Origin of the sequence: Flagellimonas spongiicola, from assembly GCF_023502425.1 — a bacterium.
Taxonomy (GTDB): domain Bacteria; phylum Bacteroidota; class Bacteroidia; order Flavobacteriales; family Flavobacteriaceae; genus Flagellimonas; species Flagellimonas spongiicola.
Genome location: NZ_JAMFMA010000003.1, coordinates 552,936 through 565,289 on the forward strand (window position 1 = coordinate 552,936; position 12,354 = coordinate 565,289).

Annotated in this window: 12 protein-coding genes; 4 read left to right on the top strand and 8 right to left on the bottom strand. The window is 40.1% G+C overall.

Annotation, left to right across the window (positions count from 1 at the left end):
- The first annotated feature begins 29 nt into the window (after positions 1-29).
- From M3P19_RS14075 to M3P19_RS14085, 3 genes are read left to right on the top strand one after another with little or no spacing between them, the layout of a single operon-like run.
- Positions 30-461 (top strand): YybH family protein, encoded by a 432-nt coding sequence (locus M3P19_RS14075; RefSeq protein WP_249658329.1) that lies wholly within the window; start codon positions 30-32, stop codon positions 459-461.
- Positions 462-482: 21 nt separating this feature from the next.
- The gene (lhpI, locus tag M3P19_RS14080; RefSeq protein WP_249658330.1) at positions 483-1,436 is read left to right on the top strand and encodes a bifunctional Delta(1)-pyrroline-2-carboxylate/Delta(1)-piperideine-2-carboxylate reductase; all 954 of its coding nucleotides are present in this window, start codon (positions 483-485) and stop codon (positions 1,434-1,436) included.
- Entirely contained in the window at positions 1,436-2,500 is a 1,065-nt protein-coding gene (locus tag M3P19_RS14085) for a proline racemase family protein (RefSeq protein WP_249658331.1), read from the top strand. The genes lhpI and M3P19_RS14085 overlap by 1 nt, the downstream gene beginning before the upstream one ends.
- 28 nt (positions 2,501-2,528) lie before the next feature.
- On the opposite strand, the gene M3P19_RS14090 is transcribed toward M3P19_RS14085, so the two are convergent.
- The gene (locus M3P19_RS14090) at positions 2,529-3,716 is read right to left on the bottom strand and encodes a pyridoxal phosphate-dependent aminotransferase (RefSeq protein ID WP_249658332.1); all 1,188 of its coding nucleotides are present in this window, start codon (positions 3,714-3,716) and stop codon (positions 2,529-2,531) included.
- Positions 3,717-3,729: 13 nt separating this feature from the next.
- Positions 3,730-4,833, bottom strand: a complete 1,104-nt coding sequence (locus M3P19_RS14095; protein ID WP_249658333.1) for a fatty acid desaturase family protein — start codon at positions 4,831-4,833, stop codon at positions 3,730-3,732.
- 110 nt (positions 4,834-4,943) lie between these two features.
- Between M3P19_RS14095 and rsmG the strand changes: the two genes are divergently transcribed.
- The gene (rsmG, locus tag M3P19_RS14100; protein ID WP_249658334.1) at positions 4,944-5,579 is read left to right on the top strand and encodes a 16S rRNA (guanine(527)-N(7))-methyltransferase RsmG; all 636 of its coding nucleotides are present in this window, start codon (positions 4,944-4,946) and stop codon (positions 5,577-5,579) included.
- A gap of 307 nt (positions 5,580-5,886) precedes the next feature.
- Here the strand turns inward: rsmG and M3P19_RS14105 are convergent, their stop codons facing one another.
- The 6 genes from M3P19_RS14105 to M3P19_RS14130 all read right to left on the bottom strand — a co-directional run bounded on the left by M3P19_RS14105 (position 5,887) and on the right by M3P19_RS14130 (position 12,342).
- Positions 5,887-6,864, bottom strand: a complete 978-nt coding sequence (locus M3P19_RS14105; protein ID WP_249658335.1) for a serine aminopeptidase domain-containing protein — start codon at positions 6,862-6,864, stop codon at positions 5,887-5,889.
- Positions 6,864-7,901 (bottom strand): DJ-1/PfpI family protein, encoded by a 1,038-nt coding sequence (locus M3P19_RS14110; protein ID WP_249658336.1) that lies wholly within the window; start codon positions 7,899-7,901, stop codon positions 6,864-6,866. Before M3P19_RS14110 ends, M3P19_RS14105 begins: the two co-directional genes overlap by 1 nt.
- Positions 7,902-7,988: 87 nt before the next feature.
- Entirely contained in the window at positions 7,989-8,954 is a 966-nt protein-coding gene (locus M3P19_RS14115) for a GlxA family transcriptional regulator (protein WP_249658337.1), read from the bottom strand.
- A gap of 71 nt (positions 8,955-9,025) precedes the next feature.
- Positions 9,026-10,654 (bottom strand): L-glutamate gamma-semialdehyde dehydrogenase, encoded by a 1,629-nt coding sequence (gene pruA, locus M3P19_RS14120; RefSeq protein WP_249658338.1) that lies wholly within the window; start codon positions 10,652-10,654, stop codon positions 9,026-9,028.
- A gap of 95 nt (positions 10,655-10,749) precedes the next feature.
- A complete protein-coding gene (gene apaG / locus M3P19_RS14125; RefSeq protein WP_249658339.1) occupies positions 10,750-11,136 on the bottom strand; it encodes a Co2+/Mg2+ efflux protein ApaG in 387 nt (128 codons plus the stop codon).
- A 3-nt stretch (positions 11,137-11,139) separates the two neighbouring features.
- Complete coding sequence (locus M3P19_RS14130) at positions 11,140-12,342, bottom strand: DUF3667 domain-containing protein (RefSeq protein ID WP_249658340.1); 1,203 nt, start codon at positions 12,340-12,342, stop codon at positions 11,140-11,142.
- Positions 12,343-12,354: the final 12 nt, after the last annotated feature.

The following is a 12,354-nucleotide window of genomic DNA, read 5'->3' on the forward strand; positions in this document are numbered from 1 at the left end:
TTCCTTCCCTAATCAAAAAGGCTGCGAATATGAAGTATTCAATCGCTATGCTTTTGTGCTTTACACTAGCATTCATTAATTGCACATCCTCTGAAAAGGAAGACAAAGCTGCTATACTTCAATTATTGAAGAAGCAAGAAAAAGCTTGGTCTAACCACGATTTGGTCGGGTTTATGGAAACCTATTGGGAAAGTGATTCCTTGAAATTTTATGGTGCAAACGGTCTTACCCTTGGCTGGAAAAACACCTTGGAAGGTTACAAAAAAAGATATCCTACAAAGAATGAAACGGGTACGCTCAACTTTACCATTGATGATATCACGAGAATTAGTGATGACGCATACCATGTTATGGGCCAATATCACTTGAAAAGGAATGTTGGAGATGCAAATGGGGTTTTTCTGATCATATTTCGAAGAATCAATGGCGAATGGAAAATAGTAGCGGACATGTCTTGCTAAACTTCATCAACCCAAGAACGTATGCACCAACCTGTTCAAATTGATTCAACCTTCATAGAAAACCATACTGATTTTAATGAGTTGATAAGGCTATTGCAGGAAGCATTCGCTGCAAATAGCGTTATTGTGCCTCAACGGCATCATCATGATTTTCCGAATCCGGCAACAACAAAGGATACCACACTATTATTGATGCCAGCTTGGAACCCAGGATTTGAAGCCGGTGTCAAGGTAGTAACGGTTAACCCTGGTAACAATCAATTTGAATTGCCTGCTATTCAAGGTAGCTATCTGTATATGGATGCAAAAACCGGTGTGTTAAAAGCGATAATGGAAGCTAAAAACCTAACGGCAAAACGTACCGCTGCTGCTTCGGCACTTGCTTCATCTATGCTTTCCAGGCCAGAAACCAAGTCCATGTTGATGATTGGGACAGGTGCATTGTCAATTAATTTGATTAAAGCACATGCTTCCGTCAGACCGATTGAAGAGGTATTTGTTTGGGGCCGGAATCCAGCAAAAGCAACAATAATTTGTGATCAACTTAAAACCGAAAAGTTTAAGACATTACCTGTAAATACCATTAAAGAGGTTATTTCTAAAGTTGATTTGGTAAGCTGCGCAACACTCTCGGAGCAGCCATTGGTTTTAGGAGCTGACGTTGTGCCGGGACAGCATATAGATTTGGTTGGGGCCTATAAACCCAATATGCGGGAATCTGATGATGGTTTGTTGCGGCGGGCTTCCATTTTTTTGGATGTTATGGAAGGTGGCCTAAAAGAAAGCGGTGACATTGCGATTCCATTACAAGAAGGATTGATTACCAAAGAAGACATAAAAGCGGATTTATTCGATCTATGCGCAAACAAGCATTCAGGTAGAACTGATAGTACTGAAATCACGCTATTCAAATCTGTGGGACATGCCCTTGAGGATTTGATAGCAGCAAAATATTACTATTCCAAATACAACTAATGGGAAAAGTTTTTGATAGGATACTTCAAAACACATCCTTTGATGTGCCAAAAGATTGGTTGCAAATCAAAACCATCGATATGCATACTGGAGGTGAACCACTTCGTGTGATAATTAGTGGATTTCCAGAATTACAAGGGGACAATGTTCTGGAGTACCGTAGGTATTGTAAAGAGCATTATGACGATTTAAGAACAGCTTTAATGTTTGAACCAAGAGGTCATGCAGACATGTACGGTTGTCTTTTGGTACCTCCCAACGATGATGATGGGGATTTTGGAGTTTTGTTTTTGCACAATGAGGGCTATAGTACTATGTGCGGTCATGCGATCATTGCCATTTCTACTCTGGCAATTGAAATGAATTGGGTAGAGGCTTCAGATGGTGAAGTGGAGTTGAAAATAGATGCGCCTTGTGGTCGCATACATTCCTTTATACAAATTGAAGATAATACGGTCAAAGGCGTGCGATTTCATTGTGTGCCAAGTTTTGTGGTAGGTCTTGATCAGCAGGTGGAAATTGAAGGATTGGGAACTATTACCTATGATTTAGCTTATGGCGGGGCATTTTACGCCTATGTGGATCTGGCAAAAAACAATTTGGGTCTAAAATTGACAACAGATAACTATCGCGATCTAATAACCAAAGGCATGCGAATCAAAAATGAGGTGATGCAACAAAATGCCAATATTAATCATCCCTTTGAGAAGGATTTGAGCTTTTTGTATGGTACTATTTTTATTGGTGATTCGCTTACACCGGAAGTAGATAGTAAAAATGTCTGCATTTTTGCTGAAGGCGAGGTGGACCGTTGTCCTACAGGTTCAGGGGTTTCTGGTAGGATGGCAATTCATTGGGCAAGAAACCAAATTAAGGTTGACGCGTATATGACCATAGAAAGTATAACCGGATCCAAATTCAAAGGCAGTGTGGTCAAAGAATTGGATTATGGTCCGTTTAGGGCAGTAATTCCAGAAGTGGAAGGCACAGCTCATATTACAGGTATGCATACCTTTGTCATTGATCCAAAAGATCCCATGAAAAAAGGGTTTATCTTAAGATAAACCCTTTATAAATCAAGAGTTATTTTGCTTAAACCACCGCTGCAATTCGCGCAATGGCCTCTTTTATTTCTTCAACACTTGCTGCATAAGAAATACGAATGGAATTTCCGTTTCCAAACGCATCCCCAGTAACGGTTGCTACATTTGCTTCTTCCAAAATATACAGCGCAAAATCAGACGCGTTGTTGATTTTCTTTCCGTTTAAAGTTTTTCCAAAATAGGCTGAAATGTCTGGATATACATAGAAGGCACCTTGGGGTTCGTTACACTTAAACCCAGGAATGCCGTTTAAGAGTTCCAAGATTAATTTTCTCCTGTTTTTGAATTCATCCACCATGTACTGCACTCTTGAAGGCGGTTCCAACAAAGCGGTGATAACTGCACGTTGTGCAATACAGTTGGCACCACTGGTAACCTGTCCTTGAAGCTTGTTACAAGCTCTGGCAATATATTCAGGGGCTCCTATATAGCCAATTCGCCATCCGGTCATAGCAAAGGCCTTGGCAACACCATTTACGGTGACAGTGCGGTCGTACATATCGTCAAAAGACGCCATAGACGCATGTTCAGTTACCCCGTAATTGATATGTTCATAAATTTCATCACTAACCACAATAACCTGTGGATGTTTCTGCAATACATCAGCCAAACCTCTTAACTCTGCTTTGCTATATATGGATCCGCTTGGGTTGCAAGGAGAGGAATACCAAAGCATTTTGGTTTTGGGTGTAATTGCGGCCTCCAACTGAGCTGGGGTCATTTTAAAGTCGTTTTCTATCGAAGTTGCAACTTCAACAGGCACGCCACCCGCCAATTTCACAATATCACTATAACTTACCCAGTAGGGGCAGGGTAGGATAACTTCATCACCCTCGTCCAAACACGACTGCGCAATATTGTACAAAGCCTGCTTTGCACCGGTGGAGACAACAATTTGTGATCTACCGTAATCCAAATTGTTATCTCTCTTGAATTTTGTGATTATAGCATCCTTGAGTTCTACGTATCCATCTACTGGCGTGTAGGAATTGTACCCGTCGTTTACAGCTTGAATAGCCGCAGCCTTAATATAATCTGGAGTATTAAAGTCGGGTTCACCTAAACTTAGGCCAATAATATCTTTTCCTGCTGCTCTTAATTCCCTTGCTTTTGCAGCCATTTCAAGGGTAGCTGAAGGAACTAGGTTTTTGATCCTTTCAGAAAGTTGGTTGCTCATTGGAATAGCTCTTTTACTGGTACTGTAAGGCTGGGTTTTTTCCCAACTCTTTCAAATGTTTGAAGTGCGAAATTATAGCTTTTCTGGTAGTTTTATATTCGTGGTAAGGCAAATTAAACTCCTTAGCTGTCTGTTTCACAATTTTGGAAATTTTTGTGTAGTGAATGTGACTGATATTCGGAAAAATATGATGCTCTACTTGGTGGTTCAATCCTCCAGTGAACCAGTTGACGATTCTATTTTTTGTGCCAAAATTCACTGTGGTGGATAGCTGGTGAATCGCCCATGTGTTTTCCATGGTTCCATTTTCATCAGGTAGCGGTGTTTCCGCATGATCAACAATATGCGCCAATTGGAATACTACGCTTAATATCACGCCTGCAACATAGTGCATGATAAAGAAGCCCAACAATACCTGCCACCAAGGAATTTCCACAAAAATTAGAGGCAATACGATCCAAACGGTAACATATATCAATTTGGTGATTACCAATGTGCTCCAATTAATTACTGGATTGGGTAATTTCCCATAGGACAATTTGCGCTTCATGTAGCGGTACATTTGTTGAAAATCCGTGGTTATTGCCCAATTGAAGGTTAGTAATCCGTAAAGGAAAATTGAGTAGAAATGTTGAAATTTATGATGTTTCTTCCATTCAGCATGCTCCGAGAAACGAAGTACTCTTCCAGCCTCCATATCTTCGTCATGTTCATGGATATTTGTAAAGGTGTGATGCAGCACATTATGTTGTACTTGCCAGTTATAAACGTTTCCAGCCAAAATGTAAATACTACCACCCATAAGCTTGTTTACCCATTTTTTGGTGGAATATGATCCATGATTTCCATCATGCATTACATTCATTCCAACACCTGCCATACCTACGCCCATTGTAATAGAAAGCAAAACATAGCCCCAGAATGGTAAATCCAAGGTTAACATTAAGAAATACGGCATCAAGAAGACAGAAAACATTACTATGGTCTTGAAATGTAACTTCCAATTACCAGTTTTCTTGATCTTGTTTTCACTGAAGTAGTGGTTTACCCTTTTGTTCAATGTCCTAAAGAATTGTGCGGAATCTTTTCTTGAAAACCGAATGGTCTCTTTATCCATAAATATGTTTTTTACAAAGGTAGCCATTATGGCGCCCTTGGAGTGTCTTTTTTTAAAACGATAAATCGCAGCCCAAAAGTATTAATTTTGCCGAAAATAAGCGATAACTTATGGGTGTAGAACTGATCTTTAACTATTTTACGACACTCACCGACAAGCAAAAAGAACATTTTGCTGCATTAGAGGAACTTTACCAGGATTGGAACAAGAAAATCAATGTAGTTTCCAGAAAGGACATTGATGAATTGTATTTGCGCCATGTACTGCATTCCTTGGGGATAGCCAAGATTCAGGAATTCAATGACAATGCCGCAATATTGGATGTCGGTACTGGTGGTGGATTTCCAGGGATTCCTTTGGCAATATTATTTCCTGAAGTTCAATTTACACTAGTTGATGCCATTGGAAAAAAAATAAGAGTGGTCCAAGAGGTGGTAGAAGGACTTCAATTGGAAAATGTGAATGCCTTGCATTCCCGGGTTGAGGATATAGATGGGCAATATGATTTCATTGTAAGTAGGGCAGTAGCGGCAATGCCGACTTTTGTGCGATGGACCAAAGGAAAAATAAAAAAGGATTCCTCGCATGACCGAAAAAATGGAATACTCTATTTAAAAGGCGGCGATCTTACGGAAGAATTGCAAGGTTACACAAATGTCCAGATTTATGAATTAGCAGCGTATTTCACTGAAAGTTTCTTCGAAACAAAGAAGGTGGTTTACTTACCGCAAAAGTTCAAAGGTTAGATGCTTAATGTATCGTAATACAATAATCTGCATTTTTTAGCATAGGACTTTAGATAACACCAAAATCTATCCCGACGGACCCTTAGTTTCATCAGCAAAATTTGATATTTAATGGGTATTTCCATGTAAACCGAGTTAATATACATCAGTAAATTACAAATAATTTACAATTAATTAACGTTAAATTTACAAATAAATTGTTCTTGACACCCAATTTGAACTATAGTTGTATCAACTAAACGGTTCAAAATACCAAGCATAATACATGTAAAAATCGTATTGTTTTGAAGGTCTGGGAAGCTCGTTCTTAATGGTACACACCAATACTCATCAGCCAAGGCCGAATAAACGTTGTCAAGTCATAACGTTCTCCAGTTTTGGTATTTAGAAAATTATGGTCACCATGAGGTAGGATTTGAATTGTGTGGTTCGGATTATTGAAGTTTTCCAATGCCTGTATGGATGCATTTACGGGTATCACGGGATCATTTGTTCCGAAAAACCATAAGGTCTTAACTTTCTGATCTTCGAGTATTTTCCTAGGGTCAAATCCTGTGAAACCATCAAAATCCTTAAGTTTTTGGTCTGCTTCTGAAATTGGAATTCCATCAGTTACCCCATCACCAGTTAAATTGCTGAAATAAGCCTCTTCTCCAGCGGAAATGGAAACGCCTTCACCAATGATCATAAAATCAACTTGATTGGATTTATGCGTAGCTAACGGCATGATCCAACCAGCTTGACTTCCGCCAATCAACCCGACTTTTGAATCAACTAATTCTGGTTGTCGTTTCAGCCAATCGATAGCAGCAACTAGGTCGTCTGCCAATAGGTTGAACCAATCAGTGCTTCTTGATACACTGAAATACTCATAGGTGCCTTGTGATTTTCCAACACCTCTTTTATCATATGCCAAAACCGAAAACCCCAAATCTGACGCCATTTTGGTGTAAAAGAAAACATCTTCGTGTGTTGATGGTGCAGAACCATGAACAATTACAACTGCACCTTTAATGGCTTCGGTTGCATATGGAGTGTAGTAAACACCATTTAATACAATGTCATCATTTTTAAATTGTACTTCCGACTTATGGTAACCTTTAATTTTACTATCACTGATCGGAATCAAAGTCATTTGACAGGTGGGGCAAGTGCCAGGTGCATCATATAGGGTATGATGGCAATTGAACCCACACGGTGGACATCTATATTGGTTTGTCTGGCCCTGACAAGATTGATAGAAAACGAAGGCTGCAAATAGAATGATGGTGAGCCTTAATTTCATTATAATTTTAAATATTTGGTTTTGTTGTCGGCCAAATAATACCCCGTTACTTTCCCGTTTGAATTTCTTTCAAACTGAATGGCATCATTCCCCACATCTGAGAATAAATCTCCTGATTCATGATATACGGGATAGGCAATCTCGTTGATCACGGCTTCCAGATAACCCCTGTTCTTGTTTAATCGAATAGCCAGTTGGGTATTGTTTTCATATTCATATTGACCTTCAAACTCTTCTAAAAAGTTGTTTGCAGTTTGCGCTAGGTATGGATTGTCGTCTGAAAGAATAAGACCGTTACCAATTTGCCAATTATCATATTCCATGTAATATGCTGTTCTTTTAGCAGCGTTCAAACCTTGCAATTTAGCAACCAAGTGCAATGCGCCATCAATTCCCGCAGAAATACCAGCAGTGGTGATTACTTCGCCATTGTCCACGTATCGGACATCTTTTCTAACATCAATTTTAGGGTAATTCTTTTCAAAATTGTTTAGGGCACTATGGAATGTTGTTGCGGTTTTTCCGTCTAATATCCCAGCTTCTGCCAAAACAAATGCGCCTGTGCATACTGAGAAATGGTATTCAATATCTTCTTGCGCTTTTATCCAATCTATGACTTTTTTGTTTTGGGCTGGTGCGTTTGCATTTCCTCCAAAAAAGGCGAGGATATCTGCTTCAGGGGCATTGTCAATGCTATAATCAGGAACTACGTCCAAAACGCCTTGGGATACAATAGGCTCTTGTTTTTCCGAAACGGTAAACACACGATATCCGGAATAAACGAAAACTTCCAGCGGTCCGGCAAAATCAAGGACCTCCACTCCGTCTTGAAGGTAAAAGGCAATGGTTTTGGTCATGTCTTGTTCTACCAATGCCATGTTGCAATGCTCGCAGACTCCCGGGGAATCATGAACAATTTCGTCACAATCACTATTGCAAGGTGGGCATACGTATTTTGAGCCTGGAACTTGTGCTGTTTGCGCCATAGTGCTTGAGATCATAAGGGAAAGGATAAGTGTTAGAATTGACTGTCTCATGTTTTTCTGATTGAAATTGAAGACAAACTTATCACTTTAACTAAGTGGGTTAAAGGACAATGCTACGCAGTATTAGGACATCTTTAATTATAGCTCCGAAGGAAGCGTGTCTGTATGTTTTCTTAGTAAATACCTAAGTTGATTGCTGCTTTTTAACCCGCATGCATTAGCAGCTGCGCTCACTTTTGAGCCATCTGAAAGAAGTTGTAATGCACGCTCAACCCGTAGCTTTTCAAGGTAAGCGCCTACCGTGAGTCCTGTAACTTTTTTAAACAGTCTTGTAAGATTCCTGGGACTCATGTGAACCAAATCTGCCAAAGTTTCCATTTTAACTTTTTTGGCCAAATGATGTGCCAGATAGTCTTGAACTTGATGGATTCGGTTATCCAAATGGTTCCGATATTGCAGAAAAACACTCAGCTGAGGATCACTCTCCGTTCTGCGAAAGTAGATTACTACTGCTTTGGCAATCTTTGTAGCAAACACGGGTCCGTATAATTCTTCCAAAACAAACAAGGCCAGGTCAATACCTGAAGAAACTCCAGCGCTTGAATAAATAGTACCGTCTTTTACGATCAATCGGTCAGTTAACAGTTTTGATTTTGGAAATCTATTTTGGAAATCGTCCATGTATTTCCAATGCGTTGTACACTTTTTATCGTCAAACAAACCTGCAAAACCTAAAATATATGCTCCGGTGCAAACCGCACAAATACGTGCTCCATTTTCTTTTTGATTTTTCAACCAGTTGAGGAAATCTTGGTTTTTGGCCGCATATCCTACTTCTGCAAATAGATGTCCTTCTAAACCTGGGATAAAGAGCAGGTCGTTGGCGTTTAATTGAAAGGAATTGTAGGGACTTAAATTCCCTAAAGAAAGGCCTGTGCAGGACACTTCAGCATTGGAAGTGTTCATACTTAGGTAGTGGGCTTCAATGTTGGCGCCGTACAGATTGGCCTCGTATAATAAATGAGCTGGACCAGCCAAGTCGAGAAGTTGGACTTCTGGCGGAACCACAAAAAATGCTCTGTATGCTATGGCGTTGGATTGCATTGTGAGGTATAAAAATAGCCGTTATTCCAATACAAAGGAATAACGGCTATTTGAGAATTTGTTTTGGACTGTTATCCTAAGAAAGGGTAACGGTAATCTTCTGGGGTTACAAAAGTCTCTTTGATTAAACGCGGAGAAACCCAGCGAAGTAAATTCTGTGCAGAACCAGCCTTATCATTTGTACCGGAAGCTCTTGCTCCGCCAAATGGCTGTTGACCTACTACGGCCCCAGTTGGTTTGTCATTGATATAGAAGTTACCTGCGCAATTTTGAAGTGCTTTGGTAGCCTCGTCTATTGCGTACCTATCTGTAGAAATAACTGCTCCTGTTAGCGCATATTCGGAGGTGCTGTCTACAAGCTCCAATGTTTTGCCCCAATCTGCATCTTCATAGATATAAACGGTAACAACAGGGCCAAATAGCTCGGTACACATCGTAGTATATTTTGGATCTTTGGTTAAAATAACCGTTGGTTCCACAAAATAGCCCACGGATTTGTCATACCCGCCTCCTGCTATGATTTCAGCATCTTTGTCCGCTTTGGCCTGATCAATGAACTTGGCCAATTTATCAAAGGACCCTTCATGGATCACAGCAGTGATGAAATTGCTCATGTCTGCAGGAGAACCTGGCTTATTGAATGAAGCAATGTCCGCTTTTACCAAATCCAATACCTCATCCGCAATGGATTTTGGTAGATAGACTCTTGAGGCGGCACTACATTTTTGTCCTTGGAATTCGAATGCACCTCTTGTAATAGCGGTAGCAACCTGTGCTGGCTTTGCTGAAGGATGGGCAAGAATAAAGTCTTTTCCACCAGTTTCACCAACTATTCTTGGGTAAGTTTTATAGGTGTGGATATTGTTTCCGATTTGTTTCCATAATTCTTTGAAAACAAAGGTGGAACCAGTAAAGTGCAAGCCAGAAAAATCAGGATGGGAAAGTACAGTTTCCGTAACCATAATTGGGTCACCCATAACCATGTTGATGACACCATCAGGAAGACCGGCTTCTTTAAATACATCCATGACAACTTTTGCTGAAAAAACTTGACTGTCACTTGGTTTCCATAAAACAACATTACCCATCATAGCAGCACTGGCGGGAAGGTTTCCTGCAATGGCTGTAAAGTTGAATGGGGTAATGGCATAAACAAAACCTTCCAATGGCCTATACTCAACTCTGTTCCAAATACCGTCTGCAGATTCTGGTTGTTCTGCATATATCTGGGACATGTACTCCACATTGAAACGTAAAAAATCAATGTATTCACAGGCGGCATCTATCTCTGCTTGGTGTATGGTTTTTGACTGGGCCATCATCGTTGCGGCATTGATTTTTGCGCGATATGGACCTGCAACCAATTCCGCTGCTTTCAAGAAGATTGCAGCACGTTGCTCCCAAGTAAGATTTGCCCATTTTTCACGAGCTTCAAGTCCTGCGGCAATGGCTTTTTCCACATGCTTTTTTTCAGCCACATGGTAGGTGCCCACAACATGTGCGTGCTCGTGTGGAGGCGACATGGTCTGTGTGTTTCCAGTTCTGATTTCTTCAGAACCAATGTACAAAGGGACGTCTACATTTCCGTTGTAGTAGGCATCATACTGTTGAAGCACTTCTTCTCTCTCCGGAGTGCCAGGAGCATAACTTTTTATAGGTTCGTTGTAAGCGGTTGGAACCTGAAAAAAACCTTTTCCCATAGTGGTGATTTTATGTTTTTAAAATTCCACCAAAGGTAGTAAAGAAAAAAGGATTTAAATGCGAATAATTTGAAGCCTAGGAATAAATTATGGCATCAGTTGATGGCAAAAGGAGCCGAGAATTTAAAGGTTGGAATATCCACTTCAAATTCTTCGGTATTTGAGAAGTTCACCATATGGTAATAGCCCCTCATGGCGCCAATTGGAGAAGCTAAAAGGCATCCGGAACTGTAGGTATGTGACTTACCTGGTTTTAGTACTGGCTTCTTGCCAACTACGCCTTCACCGTCTACGGTTTCCATTTCTTTTAGCGCATCAAAAATATCCCAGTGTCTTGCCACTAATTGTACGGCATCTCTGCTTTGGTTCTCAATGGTGATGGTATACCCAAATGCATAATGCATCTTGTAGTTTTTGAAAAATGTACCTTCAAAAGTGGTTTTAACGGATACTTTTATTCCTTTGGTGATTTGTGTAAACATAGCTTAATATGTAAAAACGCTTCCTGTCAATAAACCTAATAACACAAAGAATGCCAAAAAGGCAAAAATCGAATTCAGGAAGAAATATTTCAAAATTGTCTTTATCCTTCCCTGACCGTAAAAATTTCGCATCGATTTGTACAGATATACACTGAAAATCAGCAAAAATATCCACATGGTAGAAGTGCTAAAAAGCAAATCTATTATCAGGCTAAGGATGAGCAAGATAAATAATAATGACTGGTTGTGGAAACTAAAGATAAGATGATCGGTGTAGGTGTATTTTTTTCTGATGTACACCATCCAAATGAAAACGGTGAACAATGGAAGGAAGAAGAAAATGACAAATGGCAACTTGGACAAGGTGGCATTTAGAAAAGTACCAGGCTCTTTGATTACACGCAATAAACTACTGGTTGAATTGTAGGCCATTCTGGTGGAAAGCCCACCTCCGATTTCATATTTTGTCTTTGCTTCTTCAAAACTGGTCAGGGAGTCAAATCGGATCATATTGGAAAAGAACTCCATTTTTTCGGCATATCCGCCAAACCCACTATTCCCACGAATCCCTTCGTAATATTTTTTGGGATCAGCCAACATAATAGAATCCTTATTGGCTTCATTTTCGAGGTAGCGACCGGAAAAAACACCTAAAGAGTCCAGATACTGAATTTGTTGTGTGGCAGGAGCATCACTTAACCCCATGGAATCCATTTCTTGGAGGCTTTTGGTGACTTGTTCTTTTATCAAGGTGCTATCTGCCGTTAATTGACCAGAACTCAAATCAAATGAAACTGGAACTGAACTATTGATATTGCCATTGAGATTCTCTGCTGCCTTATCCAATTCTGAAAAACTGTTGTTGTAAGCGAAGAGCAGGAAATACAGAAACGCCAAACTCAATAAAAACCGAAAGGGGTTGGTGTATGTTACACGCTTACCTTGAATGTAATCCTTGGTGATGGAACCAGGCCGCAATAGAAGGGCAGCGAGTGTTTTAAGTAACTTGGAATCGTAGTTGATGAGACTGGAGAAAAATTCATCCCAAAAATCTTTTAGGACCAATTTTTTGATGCTATTGGCTTGGCCGCAGTTTGGGCAGTACTTATCACTGATGTCCAATATATGGCCACAATTTAGGCATTCGGTTCCCCTGAATTTCAGTTCGTACCGTCCCTTGGAAACGATGGTTGGTTTATTTCCCATTCCTTAGCTGGT

Bases quoted from the DNA above. Each gene is read 5' to 3' on its own strand.
- M3P19_RS14085 (WP_249658331.1), top strand. From the start codon at position 1,436: ATGGGAAAAGTTTTTGATAGGATACTTCAAAACACATCCTTTGATGTG.
- M3P19_RS14105 (WP_249658335.1), bottom strand. From the start codon at position 6,864: ATGAAATTAAGGCTCACCATCATTCTATTTGCAGCCTTCGTTTTCTAT.
- M3P19_RS14095 (WP_249658333.1), bottom strand. From the start codon at position 4,833: ATGGATAAAGAGACCATTCGGTTTTCAAGAAAAGATTCCGCACAATTC.
- apaG (WP_249658339.1), bottom strand. From the start codon at position 11,136: ATGTTTACACAAATCACCAAAGGAATAAAAGTATCCGTTAAAACCACT.
- pruA (WP_249658338.1), bottom strand. From the start codon at position 10,654: ATGGGAAAAGGTTTTTTTCAGGTTCCAACCGCTTACAACGAACCTATA.
- M3P19_RS14110 (WP_249658336.1), bottom strand. From the start codon at position 7,901: ATGAGACAGTCAATTCTAACACTTATCCTTTCCCTTATGATCTCAAGC.
- rsmG (WP_249658334.1), top strand. From the start codon at position 4,944: ATGGGTGTAGAACTGATCTTTAACTATTTTACGACACTCACCGACAAG.
- M3P19_RS14075 (WP_249658329.1), top strand. From the start codon at position 30: ATGAAGTATTCAATCGCTATGCTTTTGTGCTTTACACTAGCATTCATT.
- M3P19_RS14090 (WP_249658332.1), bottom strand. From the start codon at position 3,716: ATGAGCAACCAACTTTCTGAAAGGATCAAAAACCTAGTTCCTTCAGCT.
- M3P19_RS14115 (WP_249658337.1), bottom strand. From the start codon at position 8,954: ATGCAATCCAACGCCATAGCATACAGAGCATTTTTTGTGGTTCCGCCA.
- M3P19_RS14130 (WP_249658340.1), bottom strand. From the start codon at position 12,342: ATGGGAAATAAACCAACCATCGTTTCCAAGGGACGGTACGAACTGAAA.
- lhpI (WP_249658330.1), top strand. From the start codon at position 483: ATGCACCAACCTGTTCAAATTGATTCAACCTTCATAGAAAACCATACT.